General features: G+C 63.6%; 14 protein-coding genes. 8 read left to right on the forward strand and 6 right to left on the reverse strand.

Features of this window, described 5'->3' with window-relative positions:
• Nucleotide 1: 1 nt before the first annotated feature.
• The gene (locus tag LCL94_RS00610) at nucleotides 2-1,282 is read left to right on the forward strand and encodes a bifunctional folylpolyglutamate synthase/dihydrofolate synthase (RefSeq protein ID WP_224830558.1); all 1,281 of its coding nucleotides are present in this window, start codon (nucleotides 2-4) and stop codon (nucleotides 1,280-1,282) included.
• Here LCL94_RS00610 and LCL94_RS00615 read toward each other — a convergent pair whose 3' ends face one another.
• Nucleotides 1,283-3,022 carry an AmpG family muropeptide MFS transporter gene (locus LCL94_RS00615; protein ID WP_224830559.1) on the reverse strand — a complete coding sequence of 580 codons (1,740 nt, stop codon included), beginning with the start codon at nucleotides 3,020-3,022 and terminating at the stop codon, nucleotides 1,283-1,285. It lies immediately after the preceding gene.
• 71 nt (nucleotides 3,023-3,093) lie between these two features.
• Between LCL94_RS00615 and LCL94_RS00620 the strand changes: the two genes are divergently transcribed.
• The 3 genes from LCL94_RS00620 to rsmD are packed head-to-tail and all read left to right on the forward strand — an operon-like array spanning nucleotide 3,094 to nucleotide 5,582.
• Nucleotides 3,094-4,257 (forward strand): aromatic ring-hydroxylating oxygenase subunit alpha, encoded by a 1,164-nt coding sequence (locus tag LCL94_RS00620; RefSeq protein WP_224830560.1) that lies wholly within the window; start codon nucleotides 3,094-3,096, stop codon nucleotides 4,255-4,257.
• Nucleotides 4,258-4,275: 18 nt separating this feature from the next.
• Complete coding sequence (locus LCL94_RS00625) at nucleotides 4,276-5,040, forward strand: pseudouridine synthase (protein ID WP_224830561.1); 765 nt, start codon at nucleotides 4,276-4,278, stop codon at nucleotides 5,038-5,040.
• Nucleotides 5,037-5,582: a 16S rRNA (guanine(966)-N(2))-methyltransferase RsmD gene (rsmD, locus tag LCL94_RS00630; RefSeq protein ID WP_224830562.1), complete on the forward strand. Its 546-nt coding sequence runs from the start codon at nucleotides 5,037-5,039 to the stop codon at nucleotides 5,580-5,582. Before LCL94_RS00625 ends, rsmD begins: the two co-directional genes overlap by 4 nt.
• 92 nt (nucleotides 5,583-5,674) lie before the next feature.
• Here rsmD and LCL94_RS00635 read toward each other — a convergent pair whose 3' ends face one another.
• Nucleotides 5,675-6,274, reverse strand: a complete 600-nt coding sequence (locus tag LCL94_RS00635) for a hypothetical protein (protein WP_224830563.1) — start codon at nucleotides 6,272-6,274, stop codon at nucleotides 5,675-5,677.
• A gap of 178 nt (nucleotides 6,275-6,452) precedes the next feature.
• Here LCL94_RS00635 and LCL94_RS00640 point away from each other — a divergent pair, with 178 nt between their 5' ends.
• Entirely contained in the window at nucleotides 6,453-8,702 is a 2,250-nt protein-coding gene (locus LCL94_RS00640; RefSeq protein ID WP_224832631.1) for an ATP-dependent helicase, read from the forward strand.
• On the opposite strand, the gene LCL94_RS00645 is transcribed toward LCL94_RS00640, so the two are convergent.
• The 3 genes from LCL94_RS00645 to LCL94_RS00655 form a co-directional block, all read right to left on the reverse strand.
• Nucleotides 8,699-9,526 carry a sterol desaturase family protein gene (locus LCL94_RS00645; protein WP_224830564.1) on the reverse strand — a complete coding sequence of 276 codons (828 nt, stop codon included), beginning with the start codon at nucleotides 9,524-9,526 and terminating at the stop codon, nucleotides 8,699-8,701. The genes LCL94_RS00640 and LCL94_RS00645 overlap by 4 nt on opposite strands.
• Nucleotides 9,527-9,569: 43 nt before the next feature.
• Complete coding sequence (locus tag LCL94_RS00650) at nucleotides 9,570-10,949, reverse strand: DEAD/DEAH box helicase (protein WP_224830565.1); 1,380 nt, start codon at nucleotides 10,947-10,949, stop codon at nucleotides 9,570-9,572.
• Nucleotides 10,950-11,060: 111 nt separating this feature from the next.
• Nucleotides 11,061-11,681 carry a hypothetical protein gene (locus tag LCL94_RS00655; RefSeq protein WP_224830566.1) on the reverse strand — a complete coding sequence of 207 codons (621 nt, stop codon included), beginning with the start codon at nucleotides 11,679-11,681 and terminating at the stop codon, nucleotides 11,061-11,063.
• Between the two features lie 123 nt (nucleotides 11,682-11,804).
• On the opposite strand from LCL94_RS00655, the gene LCL94_RS00660 reads away from it, so the two are divergent.
• The 3 genes from LCL94_RS00660 to LCL94_RS00670 all read left to right on the forward strand — a co-directional run bounded on the left by LCL94_RS00660 (nucleotide 11,805) and on the right by LCL94_RS00670 (nucleotide 15,148).
• Complete coding sequence (locus tag LCL94_RS00660; protein WP_224830567.1) at nucleotides 11,805-13,256, forward strand: FAD-binding oxidoreductase; 1,452 nt, start codon at nucleotides 11,805-11,807, stop codon at nucleotides 13,254-13,256.
• Nucleotides 13,257-13,337: 81 nt separating this feature from the next.
• The gene (locus LCL94_RS00665) at nucleotides 13,338-14,111 is read left to right on the forward strand and encodes a SapC family protein (protein WP_224830568.1); all 774 of its coding nucleotides are present in this window, start codon (nucleotides 13,338-13,340) and stop codon (nucleotides 14,109-14,111) included.
• Nucleotides 14,112-14,176: 65 nt separating this feature from the next.
• A complete protein-coding gene (locus LCL94_RS00670) occupies nucleotides 14,177-15,148 on the forward strand; it encodes a hypothetical protein (protein WP_224830569.1) in 972 nt (323 codons plus the stop codon).
• Nucleotides 15,149-15,158: 10 nt separating this feature from the next.
• Here the strand turns inward: LCL94_RS00670 and LCL94_RS00675 are convergent, their stop codons facing one another.
• On the reverse strand, nucleotides 15,159-16,082 hold the full coding sequence (locus LCL94_RS00675; RefSeq protein ID WP_224830570.1) for an N-formylglutamate amidohydrolase: 924 nt from the start codon (nucleotides 16,080-16,082) through the stop codon (nucleotides 15,159-15,161).
• Nucleotides 16,083-16,179 lie beyond the last annotated feature (97 nt).

The following is a 16,179-nucleotide window of genomic DNA, read 5'->3' on the forward strand; positions in this document are numbered from 1 at the left end:
GATGCGGGATTTCGCCCGCTCCGAAAGCCCCGCGGTCCAGGCCCAGCTCGACCGGCTGGCGCGGTTGAGCGTGCCCGATGGACGCCTCGGCCTCGACACGATCCGCGCGCTGCTCGACCGGCTCGGCAATCCGCACCGCAGGCTGCCGCCCGTGTTCCATGTCGCCGGGACCAACGGCAAGGGTTCGACCTGCGCCTTCCTGCGCGCCATGCTGGAGGCGGAAGGGTACAAGGTCCACGTCACCACCAGCCCGCATCTCGTGCGCTACAACGAGCGGATCCGCGTGGCGGGCACGCTGATTTCGGACGAGCGGCTCGCCGACCTCCTGGCCGAGGTGCTGGATGCGGGCGAGGACCTCAACCCCAGCTTCTTCGAAGTCACCATTGCCGCAGCCTTCCTGGAATTCGCGCGCGTTCCGGCGGATGCCTGCGTGGTCGAAGTCGGCCTAGGCGGCCGCTTCGATGCTACGAATGTGCTTGAACCCCATGTTCTGGCCGCCTGCGGCATCGCTGCGCTGGGTATCGACCACGAACGTTTCCTGCTCGCACCGGAAGATGGCGTTCCGACCGTGCCGATCTCGCGTATCGCCTTCGAGAAGGCCGGAGTTGCCAAGCCCGGCGTTCCGCTGGTCACGCTGGAGGACAGCCATGTCCCGGAGGCCGAAGAGGTTATCAGGGATGTGGCCGAGCGTGTCGGCGCACCGCTCCACATGGTTCCCTCTTTCGGCAACGGGAGCATCACCCCCGATGCAACCGGCTACCCCGAACCCGGGCTTGGCGGCGCGCATCAGGAACGGAACGCAGCCCTCGCCAATGGCATGTTGCGCGCGCAAACGAGGCTCGCGATCAGTGAAGAGGCGATCAGGACCGGCATCGAGACGGCCAGATGGCCTGCACGGATGCAGCGCCTGGGAGCGGGCCCGCTGACCGCGCTCGTAGCTGACCGCGAGGTCTGGCTGGATGGCGGCCACAACCCGAGTGCCGGACTGGCGATTGCGGAAGCCTTTTCGGGCCCGCTCCATCTCGTCGTAGGGATGCTGGACAACAAGGACCCACGCTCGCTGCTCAATGCCCTGGGCGACCGGATCCGCTGGCTTGCGGTGGTCCCCATCCCGGGGCACGCGGCGCACGGTGTCGAGGCTTTCGGCATGGACGCGAAAAGAGCCGACGATGTCGTGGAGGCGCTCTCCGCCCTGCCTGCAGACGGCCATCCCGTGCTCATTGCAGGCTCGCTCTACCTCGCTGGCGAGGTCCTGCGCCTCAACGACGAAATGCCGGACTGATCACTCGGCCGGCAGTCGTTCCCCCGCTTCCGGCGCGACGATTCCCGCCGCCGCCTTGCCGCGGCTCTCGCGGTACCATTCGAAGCACACCAGCACCGCCGCCGCGAGACCGATCCACGTCGTCAGGATGAAGACGTCGTAATAGCCCTGGTTCTCGATCATCTCGCCCAGCGCACCGCGGCCAAGCGTTCCGACCAGCAGCGTCAGCGAGGACAGCAGCGCGTATTGCACCGCGCTGAACTGCTTCGACACGATCGAGGATAGCCAAGCAATATAAGCCGCCCCGGCGATCCCGATGGCGAGGTTCTCGAACCCGATGGTGATGGTGAGCTTGGCAAGCTCCGCATCGCCGATCTCGGGGATCTGCATGATCATGTAGGTGAAGCCGATCGCATCGCTGAAGGCCTGCATGTTGGCACCGCCCACCGCCATGTCGGCGTAAAGCAGGTTGGTCAGCGCGGCGAGGACACCGCCGATCAGCAGGGTCGCCATGCGCCCAATTGTCGTCAGCATGAAGCCGCCCAGCGCAAGGCCCAGGATGATCGCGCCCACGCCGAAGAACTTCGAGGCGAAGGCGACGTCGTCGTTCGTATACTCGAGTTCGCCGAGATAGAACGGATAGGCAAAGGTCCCCCAGATCGCGTCGCAGATCCGGTAGGTCAGCACCACGGCGAGGATCAGCACAAGCGACCAGCCCATCCTGCCAACGAACTCCACGAGCGGAAGGACAAGGGCGCGGTACAGGTGGTCCATCGCATAGGCACCGCCCGCCGCAGGTTCCTCGTCTTCGGTCAGCAAATGCCTGCCCTGCCGCTTTTGCGAGGCCAGCCAGCCGGCAATGAGCGCGGGAAGGATGATCGTCGCAACGATGATCCACGGGCCGTATGTCAGCGTGAATTCCGTAGGGTTCGGCCGGTCTTCCGGCGCGTAGGTCATCGACATGATCATGAAGGCCAGCACCGCGCCGATGGCGACCGCCCAGAGCAGCCCGACGAGTGCCAGCGCCCGGCCGCGCACGGCCGGCGACAGTTCGCCGGCCTTGCGCAGCGCGCGAACCTGCAACTCGCTTTCGGAAGCGACGTCTTCCGCTTCCTCGGCGGCGTTCGGAGCCCACAGGCCGACGAACCCGACCGCCAGCAGGATTGCGCCCATCATCATGTAGGTTTCGGGCCAGCCGATGCGCGCGGCGATGATCAGGCCGAAAGCCCCGCCGACGAGCGAGGAAAGCCGGTAGCCCATCTGGTAGACGGTGGAGAGGATATCGATCGTCGCTTCCTCGTCGGCCACGTCGATGCGCCAGGCATTGATTGCGATGTCCTGCGTAGCGCTGGCGAATGCGCCGATCCCGGCGAGGAGGCTGAACCAGCCGAGTTGGGTCTTGGGCTCGAGCAGCGCCATGGTGACGAGGATGCTCCCCAACAGCACCTGCGCCGGCACGATCCATTGCTTACGCCGGCCAAGCCTGCGCAGACCGGGAATATTCACCTTGTCGATCAGCGGCGACCAGAGGAACTGGAAGGCATAGGCAAGCCCGATGAGCGAAAAGACGCCCATCGTCTCAAGGTCCACCTCGGCTTCCGTAAGCCAGGCGAACAAGGTGCCCAGGAACAGGGCAAAGGGCAGGCCGCTGGCAAAGCCGAACAGCACCATGAAACCCGTTTTCCTGTTCGAGAGCGCCAGCCCCAAGGCACGCCAGGCGGAAATCTTCTTTTTCTTCGCGTCCGCGACCGCTTCGGCCATTCCCTAGCGTCCTTCCTAAATGCGCTATTTTTTGCGACACTAGCGCCCGGAGAGAGAAAGGAACAGAACAGATGGGCGTTCCGACCACAGTGGCGACAGGTCGTCGACCGACCGAGGGAATGCTGCGACTGGCGCAGGATATCGCGAACGATGTGAAGCGCGATACGATCGGCCAGACCACGGTTCCGGCGCACGTCTATATCGACCCCGGTTACTGGCAGCGCGAGAAGGCCGCGATTTTCGATCGCTTGCCGCAGATCATCTGCCCCAGCGCGCTCGTTCCCGATGCCGGGATGGCAGTGCCGCATGATGCGACCGGCCGCCCGCTGTTGATCACGCGCGATGCGCAAGGGACCGCCCATGTGTTCCTCAACGTCTGCCGACATCGCGGTACGCGGCTGGTCGAAGGCAGTGAGGCGCAATGCACCAAGAAGCTCGTCTGCCCCTATCACGCTTGGACTTACAGCGTGGACGGTCGCCTGCTCGCCCTGCCCCGCCCCGATACTTTCCCCGATCTCGACAAGGGCTCGATGGGGCTGGTCGAGCTCCCCTCGCTGGAAACCGGCGGCCTGATCTGGTTCTGCCCCAAGGAAGAAACGGCGGATTTCTCTTATGCTCGCAAGCTGGGCGAGGATTTCGATGCGCTGGGCATGGGCGAACATGTCCTCTTCCGCCGCAAGACCCATGTGGTGAAGGGCAATTGGAAGCTCATCATGGATGCCTTCCTCGAAAGCTATCACGTCACCCGCCTTCATGCGCAAACCATAGGCCCGTTCTTCAAGGACGGCGTGACATCGGGTGACATGGTCGGACCCCACGCCCGCAGCGCGGTCGGACGGCTGGAGGAGATGGACGGGGTAGACCTGACCGAAATGGCCCAGCTTCGCCGGGTGGTGACTTTCGCTTACCAGATGTTGCCGGGCGCGCTCATCATTCCCAGTCCCGACTACATCAATCTCATGGTGATGATGCCGCAGTCGCACGAGCTTACGCTGGTCGAAGACTTCATGCTGATCCCCGAGCATCCCAGCACCGACAAGGCGCGCGACCATTGGGAACGTAGCTGGGCACTGCTCGATGGCGGCGTATTCGCTAGCGAGGATTTCCGTGCCGCCGAACTCGGCCAGCAGGGTCTTGCGACCGGCGTGGTGCCCGAATTGACCCTCGGCACGATGGAAGGCGGTATCCGTCGTTACCACGAGACCGTCGAGGAAGCCTTGCGCGCCGCCAACTGAGCGCCTAACCGCGCGGCTATGTCCGACAACCGACTTCCTGAAGATGGCGACCGCATCGCCAAGCTGCTCGCGCGTGCGGGTGTGGCCAGCCGCCGCGAGGTGGAACGCATGATTGCCGACGGGCGCGTGGCGCTCGATGGCAAGGTGCTCGACACCCCGGCCGTGAAGCTCGGCTCGCTCCGCGGCGTGACCGTCGACGGCAAGCCGGTCGAACAGGCAGAGGAAACGCGCCTCTTCGCCTTCCACAAGCCTTCCGGCCTGATCACGGCGGAACGCGACCCCAAGGGACGCCCGACGATTTACGCCGCCCTGCGCAATGCGCTGCCCCGCAATGCCGGGCGCGTGATGCCGGTCGGCCGCCTCGACTTCAACACCGAAGGCTTGCTGCTGCTCACCAATGACGGCGAGCTCAAGCGGGCGATGGAACTGCCGTCTTCGGGCGTACCGCGCACCTATCGCGCCCGGGCCTTCGGCGACGTCACGCAGGCGATGCTGGACGAGCTGATCGAAGGCGTGAAGATCGACGGCGTGCGCTACGGCCGGATCGAGGCCGACCTTGAACGCGGTTCGGGCAAGAACCGCTGGATCGAAATGACGCTGACCGAGGGCAAGAACCGCGAAGTGCGCCGCGTCCTCGAACATCTCGGCCTCAAGGTGAACCGCCTCCTGCGCATTTCGTACGGCCCGTTCGAGCTGGCGGACCTACCGCGCGGCCAGGCCGTTGAAATCCGGCCGGCCGATGTGGAGCGTTTCGCTCGCCAGCTCGGCAAGCGTGGCAAATGAGAGTCATCGCCGGCGAATGGCGCGGCCGCAAGCTGGTGGCGCCCAAGGGCGATCTTACCCGCCCGACTGCGGACCGCACCCGAGAGACGCTTTTCAACATGCTCGCCAGCAGGCTCGGAACCTTCGAGGGCCTGTCGGTGCTCGACCTGTTCGCCGGATCGGGCGCACTCGGTATCGAGGCCCTTTCGCGCGGTGCAGCCCATTGCCTGTTCGTCGAGCAGGAAGCCGAGGCGGTGAAGGCCATCCGTGCGAATATCGATGCGCTTGGCGCGCGCAGCCGCACGACTGTCCAGCAAGGCTCGGTAATGAGCCTCGCGCCTGCAAAGGCCGCGCATGATCTCATCCTGCTCGACCCGCCTTATGACACTGGCGCAGGCCAGGTCGCACTCGACCGGATGCTGCGGCTGGGATGGATCGGGCCGGCAAGCTGGATCGCCCTCGAAACCCACAAGAGCGAGGATATCGAGATCCGCACGCTCGCCATCGAGGCGGAGCGCGTCGTGGGCAAGGCCAAGCTTACCCTCCTTCGTCTCGAGGCCTGAACCGATCAAAAGAAAAGGACGGAACCGCGTGTGCGGCCCCGCCCCTTCCAAGCGTCTCCGCCGACTGACCGGCAGGAGCATATCGTAAGGCGTCAGTTTTCCGGACGCGTTGCCGGAAGCGGCTCGTCGATCTCGCTGGCCGGGCGGCCCGGCCAATATTCGAGCGGGCGGCTCACACCCGGCCCGCGCTTGCCGGCTTCCCATGCGTTGATGCAATTATCCTGCGCCTTGTCGGCACAGATCGGCAGTTCGCCATCGGCAGCGCGGTCGCTGGCCGGCGTGGTCTGGATAACCTCGCTGCGCACGAAGCGCGGACCGGTGGTCGCAGAAGAAGCAGACGTACGCGCGGCGACAGAAGTGTCGCTCGCATTGCTCATCTGCGCGGCGACGGCGGTCCATGCCTGTGCGCGCTGTTCCGGGGTCATCTCGTAGATGCGGAGCCGCTGGCTATCGTTGAGCACCCACCAACCGGTGTTCTGCTCGGGCGTCAGCGTCCAGTAGTATTCCTGCACGCCATAGGGCCATGCGTCGTAGGCGACGCGGCGGACTTCGGGCCAGCCATCGTACATCACTTGCTGCGCATCGGTCATGACATAGACATTGCCTTCCGCATCGACTGCGACGTCCTGGGCGATCGAAGGCGAAGCGGCGAGCGCAAGCGCGGCGGCTCCGGCGAAAATCAGCTTATTCAAAGCACTTCTCCTGTTTTCTCATTGCACAGACTACGCGAAACAGGCCGCGAATGTTCCGGAAGGCGGCTTTGCAGGCTTGTGTTGCTGCTCAGCGTTCCCTAGCTGTTCCATGACTATGCCGGATTTTCCTGCCCCTTCCCAAACCGAAGAAAATGGCGGAATTCCGCCCTATGCGGCCATGCTGAATGGACCGCAGCGAGAAGCTGTGCTGACGACAGAAGGCCCCGTGCTGATGCTGGCGGGCGCAGGTACGGGCAAGACAGCGGCGCTTACCGCAAGATTGGCCCATCTCATCGCAACGCGGCGCGCATGGCCCAGCGAAATCCTCTGCGTCACCTTCACCAACAAGGCTGCGCGCGAAATGCGCGATCGTGTCGGGCGGCATATCGGTGACGCCGTGGAAGGTATGCCGTGGCTCGGCACGTTCCATTCAATCGGTGCCAAGATGCTTCGCCGTCACGCCGAACTGGTGGGCTTGGAAAGTAATTACACTATCCTCGACACGGACGACCAACTGCGCCTCCTCAAGCAGCTTATCCAGGAACAGGAACTGGACGAAAAGCGCTGGCCCGCCCGCCAGCTGGCAGGCCTGATCGACCGGTGGAAGAACCGCGGCCTCAACCCCGGCGATCTCGATGCGGTCGAGAACGAAGCCTACGCGAATGGCCGCGGGGCGCAGTTCTACAAGCTTTACCAGGAACGGCTGAAGGCGCTGAACGCCTGCGATTTCGGCGACCTGCTGCTGCACATGCTCAACATCTTCCGCCAGCACCGCGATGTGCTGGCGCAGTACCAGCAGCGGTTCAAATACATCCTCGTGGACGAGTACCAGGACACCAACCAGGTCCAGTACCTTTGGCTGCGTCTGCTGGCACAGGAACGCAAGAACATCTGCGTTGTCGGAGACGACGACCAGTCGATCTATTCCTGGCGCGGTGCCGAGGTGGCGAACATCCTGCGCTTCGAGAAGGATTTTCCGGGCGCCGCCGTAGTCAAACTGGAGCAGAACTACCGTTCCACCCCGCAAATCCTAGCCGCCGCATCGGGCCTCATCGACGCCAACAGCGAAAGACTTGGCAAGACACTCTGGACCGAGCTTCCTGCGGGCGAGAAAGTGCGCGTGGTCGGGGTATGGGATGGCCCGGAGGAGGCACGCAGGGTCGGCGAAGCGATCGAACGGCTGGAATCCGAAGGCGCACCGCTGGACGAGGTCGCCATCCTCGTGCGCGCCCAGTACCAGACCCGCGAATTCGAAGACCGCTTTATCCAGATCGGCCTAAACTACCGGATCGTCGGCGGTTTCCGGTTCTACGAGCGCGCGGAAATCCGCGACATGCTCGCCTACCTGCGCGTCATAGCCCAGCCAGCGGACGATCTCGCGTTCGAGCGGATCTACAACCAGCCCAAGCGCGGCCTAGGTGCCAAGACACTGGAAGCGATGCGCCGGCATGCGCGGCGGATACAGGCTCCGCTGGCGGCAGCTTCGCTGGACCTTGCCGATAGCGACGAGCTGCCGCCGCGGGCCCGCAACACACTCATTGGCCTGCTCGGGCAGTTCGTACACTGGCGTGAAGAAGCAGAGCGGGTAACGCCGTCCGAACTCCTGCGACGCGTCGTGACCGAAAGCGGTTACGAGGAAATGCTCCAGAAGGACCGCAGCGCCGAAAGTGCCGGCAGGCTCGAAAACCTGACCGAACTTGCGCGCGCAATGGAGGATTACGAGACGCTGACCGATTTTCTCGAGCACGTCGGGCTGGTGATGGACAACGACCGCGCGGACGATGGCGAGAAGGTCACCATCATGACCATGCACGCGGCCAAGGGGCTGGAATTCGACCATGTCTTCCTGCCCGGCTGGGAAGAAGGCGTATTTCCCAGCCAGCGGGCTATCGACGAAGGCGGGCTCGCCAGTCTCGAGGAGGAACGCCGCCTCGCCTATGTCGCAATCACCCGCGCGAAGCGGCGCTGCACGATCTATCACGCGGCCAACCGGCGCATCTACGGCCAGTGGACCAGTTCCATCCCGAGCAGGTTCATCGAGGAGCTGCCGCAGGAGCATATCGAGAGCGAAACCACGATGAGCGGCGGCGCGTCCCTGTGGCGCGCAAACTGGTCCGAGCACGAGGACCCCTTCGCCCACGTATCGTCCAGCCGCCCCGAACGCTCTACGGCGCGGGGACCCGGATGGCAGCGGGCTATCTCGACGGGATATGACACCACGCCCAAGCGGCTCGCTGAACCGGGGCGAAGCACAGCCAGCTTTGCCGCCAAGCCGCGTACGGATATCGCGATCGGCGCACGCGTCTTCCACGACAAGTTCGGCTATGGTTTCGTTACCGACCAGGAAGGAAACAAGCTGACGATCGAGTTCGAGAAGGCAGGCGAAAAGCGCGTCCTCGACAGTTTCGTGAAACCGGTTACCGATTAGGCGGCGGCTTCGGTTTCCTCTGCTGCCGGTTCCTTGCGGCGCGTCCAGTAACGCTTTTCGAACGGGCGTAGCAATTCGCCGCCCAGGTTCCGCGTACCTTCCGCAATGCCGGTCTCGCAATTGAGATAGGGCGTCGGTTCGCAATATGATCCGAACATCTTGTCCCAGAGAGTCAACGTGTTGCCGTAATTTGTTCCCATCAGTTCTTCGTCACGGATGTGATGCAGGCGATGTGCTGCCGGGGACAGGAGAACCTTGCCGACGATGCCCAGCGTCCACGGCACGTCGCAATGCACGAAGAAGCCCCAGAACGCGATGACCAGGCCTGCGATCCCGATCGACCATTCAGGAAGACCGAGGAGGAGCAGGAGGGTAATATCGACACATACGCTCAACAATTTGCTCAGCGGGTGCTTGCGCTGGACGGACAGCCACGACAGCGCCGTGTCGGCATGATGCGTCGCGTGAATGCGCCAGAGCAGCGGCGAATGCTCGAAACGGTGGCGCCAGTAGACGACGAAATCATACAGCAGGAATGCTGCGAGAACTGTGAGGGGTGCCGGAAGCGATTCCCAGAACGGCGCGAACAGTGCACCCATTCCCAGTGCTTCGCGGATCGCACCACTCGGCAGGGCGAGCAACGGTGCAAGCAGGACCAAATTGATCAGCGCGAGACTGAGATTGGTCGTGAATTCCTTGCGCGTACGGACCATCGCATCGAGCAGCCCGGTGCGCTTGACCGCAATTGCGAGACTGCCGAAGAAAAACCCCGCCAGAAGCAGGAGATTCAGCGTCGATCGCAAGGGTTCGTAGAAGATTTCCATCACGCCATCCCTGCTACAAGATTGTAGTTAGGGAGACGTTAAGTCAACCGGCAGAAACCTCGAGGAAGCCGGGGACCGGGCCGTTCCATTCGCCGGGCTTGCCGCCGTCGTCTTCCCGCGGATCGTCGCGACGCGGCTTGCGGGCCTTGGCGGGCTTTTCTTCCGCCTTGCGCTCGGGCTTCGGGCGCGAAGGACGTTCCGACCGTTCGGCGCGTTCCGACCGTTCCGGACGTTCCTCTCGGGCCTTGCGCTCTTCGCGACGCGGCCTGTCTTCCTCTTTCGAAGGCTCGACCAGTTCGACGCGGACATCCTTCTTGCCGAAAACGGGGATCTCACTGCCGGTCAGCTTCTCGACATTGGCAATCGCCTCGCCGTCCTCTTCGGCAACGAAAGTGAACGCGCGGCCCTTGGCGCCTGCACGGCCCGTACGACCGATGCGATGGACGTAGTCGTCCGGGTGCCAGGGCGTGTCGAAATTGAAGACGTGGCTCACGCCCTTGATGTCGAGGCCGCGCGCGGCAACGTCGCTGGCGACGAGGATATTCACCTCGCCCTTCTTGAAGCGGTCCAGTTCCTTCAAGCGGCTGGACTGGTCCATGTCGCCATGGATTTCGCTGCTGGCAAAGCCATGGCTCTGCAGGCTCTTGTTGAGCTCGCGCACCGTGGTCTTCCGATTGGCGAAGATGATCGCGGTTTCGACATGGTCGTGGCGCAGAAGCCAGCGCAGGGTTTCGCGCTTCTGGCGGGACTTCACCGGCACCTTGAAGGCTGTAATGTCCTTGTTGGTGGTTGCAGCACGGCTGACCTCGATGCGCTTCGGGGATTTGAGGAACTTCTTCGCCAGCTTCTCGATCGGCGGGGGCATGGTTGCCGAGAACAGCATCGTCTGGCGGTTTTCCGGCAGCTTGTCACAGATGAACTCGATGTCGGGGATGAAGCCCATGTCGAGCATGCGGTCGGCTTCGTCGATGACGAGAAGTTCGCAGCCGTTGAGCAGGATCTTGCCGCGCTCGAACAGGTCCATCAGGCGGCCGGGGGTCGCAATGAGGACATCGACGCCCTCGTTGAGCGCCTTGACCTGGTCACCCATCTGCACGCCGCCGATCAGCAGCGCGAGCTTCAGGTCGTGGTTCTTGCCGTACTTCTCGAAATTCTCGGCCACCTGCGCGGCCAGCTCGCGCGTCGGCGCAAGGATCAGCGAACGCGGCATCAGTGCGCGGCGGCGGCCGTTTGCCATGATGTCGATCATGGGCAGCACGAAGCTGGCGGTCTTGCCCGTTCCCGTCTGCGCGATACCGATGATGTCCTTCATCATCAGCACGGGCGGAATGGCCTGCGCCTGAATCGGGGTCGGCTCGGTATAGCCTGCGTCGGCTACCGCAGCGAGCAGGTCGGGTGAAAGGCCGAGATCGGCGAAGTTCATGCGCTTGTGAATGCCCCAGTGATTTGGATAGGCAAAAGGGGCCGCCAAAGGCAGCCTCTCTCGGCGGCGCCCCTTCGCCGTTTTAGGCATGACAGTCAAGGAAAACCCCGCTCAGTCGCCCGTCTGGATGACCATTTCGCGCAGGCGCGAGACCTGGCATTTGGCGCCCGACCGGCTCATCAGGCGATCCCTGTCGACACACAGCATGCCGTCGTCCGACGGTTCCATGTAGAAACCCTGATAGAATTCACGCGGGCTGCAGCCCTTTTCCAGCTGGGCGGACAGCGTCCGGCGGTCGCGCAGGAACAGCATCAACCGGTCGCCGCGCTCGGCAACGCCGCCGATGCGCTTTGCCTCGACGCACTTGGCGAAAGGCCGCTCCACCAGACGTGGGCGCGATGCGGGGGACGTTTCGGCCATCAGGCTCTGGCGCATGGGGGCGGGTGCAGGCGATATGCGCAGGATCACCCTGCCCTCGATGCGGACTTGGTTTGCTCCTGCCGGCCGCGGCGCGTCGAGCAAGGGCGACCAGCCCGGTGCGGAGCTTGAGAGAGGCAAAGGACTGATGCTGCGATCTGCAGTTCGCGATTGCGACCAGACCTGACCGCTGCAAATCGGCGCGGCCCCTGAATTCTCCACGATCCGGTCCCCGCCGTTCGACAGGGCAAGCGCCAAGGGCGCAATCAGGGTGAAGAGATTGGGCATCGGGGCGGCGATAATCCTCGTGACCACGCGAGCGGAATTTCCGGCGTGTGGTCACGCCCTGCCCCTCGCCAATTGAATATCGGCTTAATTCCATTGCCGGAGAAGGCAAGTGGTGGCTTTTTCCCCGCCCGCTGTGGCATGGGCGCATCGATGAGCGAGAGAAACGAAGCCTTTGTCGAGGAAGCGGCCGCATTGCTTGGTCCGCGAGGGTTTACCCAGGATCCCGAGCTAGTCGGCCCTTGGCTGACCGACTGGCGTGGCCGCTATACCGGCAGAGCGATCGGCCTCGCTTCACCCGACAGCACGATCCAGGCATCTGAATTCGTGCAGCTTTGTGCCCGCCATCGGGTGCCGATCGTGCCGCAAGGAGGCAACAGCGGAATGTCGGGCGGCGCAACCCCGGACGGTAGCGGGACTGCGGCCGTCCTCTCGCTGCGCCGGATGAACCGTTTCAGGCAGTTCGATGCCTCAGCAGGACAGATTACCTGCGATGCCGGGGTCGTGCTCCAGACACTGCACGAGGAAGCAGAGAAGCACGGACTGCGCTTCCCGCTCACACTGGGCGGAAAAGGCTCGGCCACCATCGGGGGGCTGATTTCCACCAACGCAGGCGGCACACAGGTGCTGCGCCACGGCACGATGCGCAACCAGGTGCTTGGACTCGAAGCGGTCCTTGCCGATGGGACCATTCTCGACACGCTGACCCCGCTCAAGAAGGACAACCGCGGCTTCGACCTCAAGCAGCTGCTGATCGGATCGGAAGGCACGCTGGGGATCGTGACAGGCGCGACCCTCCGGCTGCTCCCTCAAACCGGAGGCAGGATTGTCGCCTGGGTCGGCCTGCCGACCTTGCAGCATGCGAGGCAGCTCTTGCTGCACGTCGAAGCAGCGGCTGGCGACGCCCTCGAAGGGTTCGAGGTGTTACCGGATCATAGCCTGCGCGCCGTCCTCGACCACCTTCCCGATGCCCGTGCGCCCCTGGCTGGCGCCCATTCCTGGAATGCGCTGTTCGAACTGGTGGGCAAACCGGGCGAAGAAGCGCAGCTGCGCGAACTCGCCGAAGATGTTCTGGCCGATGCCATGGAACGCGACCTGCTCGAGGATGCGACGATCGCGGCAAACGAAACGCAGGCAGAGGCCTTCTGGCTGATCCGCGATTCCATCGCTCCGGCAGAGCGAGCGATCGGGCCTGCCATGCAGCACGACATCTCGGTTCCCGTGGCGCGGATGGCCGATTTCGTCGAGACTGCCTCTCCCTCAGTCGAACAGAACTTTCCGGGGACAAGGGCTGTCGCATTCGGACACCTGGGGGACGGCAACGTCCATTTTCACGTCCTTGCACCGGCAGGCGCCGTTCGCGGCGAGTGGGAAGCGAGCGAAGGGAAGAAGATCAGTGCCTTCGTCCACGATCTCGTCACCGGGTGGGGCGGATCCATCAGCGCAGAGCACGGGATCGGGCAGATGAAGCGCGACGAGTTGGGCAGGCTTGGCGACCCGACCGCGCTGTCGGTCATGCGCGCGGTCAAGCAGGCGCTGGACCCAGCCGGATTGCTCAATCCCGGCAAACTCGTACCGCTTGCGAAAGAAGGCGGGACCGCCTAAGCCCCCCGCCGAGGGCGCATGCAGGTCGTTTCGGCCTGTGTTCCACACCCAAAATCATCAACCTGTTTTCGGAGAATTTCCATGGCGAGCGCGCCGCAGCAGCCTCAACTGCCCCTTTTCTTCAACGATCTCATGCCGCTGAACAGCCGTGATCACGCGAACTACAAGTCGCGCACGCTGGACTCGGCTCCGTGGCTGTCCAAGGCGCATGCCATTCCCCTGACCGTCGACGAATTCGTCCAGGCGCAGCGCCACTTCCCGATCGTCTTCTCGACCGGTGACAACCCGCTTCCCCTTGCCCTGATGGGCCTTAACGAAGGCGTGAACACATTTGTCGATGCCGAAGGCAAGGTAAAGGACCCGGTTTACATCCCCGCCTACATCCGTCGCTATCCGTTTATGCTGGCTCGCCTCACCAAGGACAACGACCAGCTTTCGCTTTGCTTCGACCCGACGAGTGAAGCTGTCGGCGAGTTCGAAGAGGGTCGTCCGCTGTTCGAGAACGGCGAATCGACCGATGCGACCAAGCAGATCCTCGATTTCTGCCAGAACTTCGAAGCGGCCGCCCAGCGCACGCAGGCCTTCCTGCAGCAGATCAAGGACGCTGACCTCCTCATGGACGGCGAAGTGTCGATCCAGGTCGAAAACAACGACCAGCCGTTCGTTTATCGCGGCTTCAAGATGGTCAATCAGGAAAAGCTCCAGGAACTCCCGGGCGCCAAGCTCGAGGAATTCAACAAGAGCGGCCTGATGATGCTTCTCCACGCCCACATGTTCTCGCTCGACAACATGCGCGTGATCTTCGCGCGCCAGGCCGAGCAGGGCTGGAAGCCGACGCCGCTCGCCAACGCCTGAGCCGGCGGCAGGGCAGGAAGTTGCTTCCCAACCTGAAGTGGAAGAAATCGTGGCCGGGAACCCTGGTGGTTCTCGGCCACCTTTCGTTCGGGCTTGGTGCCTGTGCACCTGCAGTAACTGCAGAGCCTGCCTTTGCCCCCTCACCCGCGCAAAGCCCGCTGGAAGTGTTCCAGTCGAAGGAAGATGTGCTGTTCCGTACCGGTTACCGGCTTGCAGCGGCAAATGCCGCGTACTGCGATGCCGTAAAGCAGAGCGTCGGCCTGCTGGTCCATGACGCCAGGGCATACTCGCGCCCCGATGCCGTGCGCGCGACCTTCGGGCTTGCCGGGGACATCGGCGTCCAGTCGGTTGCTGAAGGTTCCCCCGCTCATCTTGCAGGGATCGGGCAGAACGACACACTTCTGGCGATCGACGGGAACGACATCGCGGAGATCGAGTCCGGCGAGCGCAAGGATTGGGAGCGCGCCAGTGCCATCGCCGATCAGATCGAGAAATCCGCAAGGGACGGCACCGTCACCCTGGAATGGCGCAAACCCGATGGCCGCGAGATCAAACTGTCACTCGCCGCACAGACCGTTTGCGCCAGCCGCTTCGAGCTTCTGAGCGGGAAGGACGGAGCCAGTGCCGATGGCGCGCGCGTGCTTGTCGGCGAGAATTTTCCCGGCCTATCCTATTCGGAACCCGAGTTCGCGGCATTGCTGGCGCACGAAATGGCGCACAATCTCCTCGGCCACATTCCCTACCTGACGGAAAGGGGCAATGGCGGCGGAAGAGTGCGCATGACGGAACGCGATGCCGATCGCCTCATGCCTTGGCTACTGGTCAATGCAGGTTACGATCCGGCCGCTGCCGCTGACTTCATGCGCCGCTGGGGGCCGCGCCATGGCGGGTGGATTTTCCGCAACCGCTCACACGACGGGTGGGATGAACGCGTGGAACTGATCGAGGCCGAGTTGCCCGCAATTGCGGCTGTGACCCGCGATGGCCGCGTCGATTGGCGTACCCACTTCAAGCCGCTGCTCGACAAGAACAAGTAGTCTGGCCGTCCTACTCGGCAGCCTGGCGGAAGCTGTCTCCGGGACCCAGGCCCACAACCTCGCCTGCAAGCGCATTGACCAGGCCTGCGATAATGCGAGCCATGCGGGGAAGCCTGGCGCTCGGCTGGTCGAGCCGCGCATCGAGGTAGGTCGAACGGCAGACTTCGAGCTGCAAGGCATGTATCCCCCGCCGGGGTGCGCCATGACGGTCGAGGACATATCCGCCGGAGTAAGGCCGATTGTGGGTTGCCGCCCTCCCCGCCGAGGCGAAGTAGTTGAGCGCCCGCGCAGACAGCGCGCCGTCGCAGCTGGTGCCGAACCGGTCCCCGATGACGAATTCGGGCTGGGCACCACCATGCAGCCTGCGCGGTAGCGGCGGCATCGAATGAAGGTCGACGAGTACGGCCGCACCCCACCTGTCCCGCATCCTCTCCAGAGTGCGGCCAAGCGCCGCATGGTATGGGCGGTGAACCGTCTCGATCCTGCGATCGAGTTCGCTTCTCTCGAGCGGCTGCTTCCAGATTTCCCCGAGCCCGGGCAGCCTGCGCGGTACGAGGCCGAGCCCGCTGCGTGCACGGCGATTGGCGAGCGAATGCACGTTCTTGCGTGGTTTGGCCCCCATGATCATCGACCAGTCGACATCGTCGGGAGCGCGGTTGAGGTCGATGATCGCGCGCGGCGTGTGCGCGACAAGCAGCGCTGCACCCGTAAGTTCCGCAACCTGGCGCGCAAGCTCGTCGGCAAACCTGTCTTCGAGCCGGATCATGCAGTCGGGGTCGCGGAGAGTGTCCCGCAATCCGGCCGGGTAGGCACGGCCACCATGAGGAGCCGCCAACAAGATCGGCACCGGGAACTCTTCGCCCACCGTCAGGGTAAAGGGTTCGACAGGGCGGTTCGAATCGCTTTCTGGCTGCCCGGTCTTGCTCGACGTCATGACGTCAGGAATGACGCGTTGTCTTAGGCAAGTCAAAACCGGCTGCGTCATTGAGGGACACCGCCTTATCCGGCACAAGATTTGTTAAGCGATTTGG

Source organism: Qipengyuania gaetbuli (genome assembly GCF_020171365.1).
GTDB lineage: Bacteria > Pseudomonadota > Alphaproteobacteria > Sphingomonadales > Sphingomonadaceae > Qipengyuania > Qipengyuania gaetbuli_B.

Bases quoted from the DNA above. Each gene is read 5' to 3' on its own strand.
- LCL94_RS00610 (WP_224830558.1), top strand. From the start codon at position 2: ATGCGGGATTTCGCCCGCTCCGAAAGCCCCGCGGTCCAGGCCCAGCTC.
- LCL94_RS00640 (WP_224832631.1), top strand. From the start codon at position 6,453: ATGCTGAATGGACCGCAGCGAGAAGCTGTGCTGACGACAGAAGGCCCC.
- LCL94_RS00675 (WP_224830570.1), bottom strand. From the start codon at position 16,082: ATGACGTCGAGCAAGACCGGGCAGCCAGAAAGCGATTCGAACCGCCCT.
- LCL94_RS00650 (WP_224830565.1), bottom strand. From the start codon at position 10,949: ATGAACTTCGCCGATCTCGGCCTTTCACCCGACCTGCTCGCTGCGGTA.
- LCL94_RS00645 (WP_224830564.1), bottom strand. From the start codon at position 9,526: ATGGAAATCTTCTACGAACCCTTGCGATCGACGCTGAATCTCCTGCTT.
- rsmD (WP_224830562.1), top strand. From the start codon at position 5,037: ATGAGAGTCATCGCCGGCGAATGGCGCGGCCGCAAGCTGGTGGCGCCC.
- LCL94_RS00660 (WP_224830567.1), top strand. From the start codon at position 11,805: ATGAGCGAGAGAAACGAAGCCTTTGTCGAGGAAGCGGCCGCATTGCTT.
- LCL94_RS00620 (WP_224830560.1), top strand. From the start codon at position 3,094: ATGGGCGTTCCGACCACAGTGGCGACAGGTCGTCGACCGACCGAGGGA.
- LCL94_RS00625 (WP_224830561.1), top strand. From the start codon at position 4,276: ATGTCCGACAACCGACTTCCTGAAGATGGCGACCGCATCGCCAAGCTG.
- LCL94_RS00615 (WP_224830559.1), bottom strand. From the start codon at position 3,022: ATGGCCGAAGCGGTCGCGGACGCGAAGAAAAAGAAGATTTCCGCCTGG.
- LCL94_RS00665 (WP_224830568.1), top strand. From the start codon at position 13,338: ATGGCGAGCGCGCCGCAGCAGCCTCAACTGCCCCTTTTCTTCAACGAT.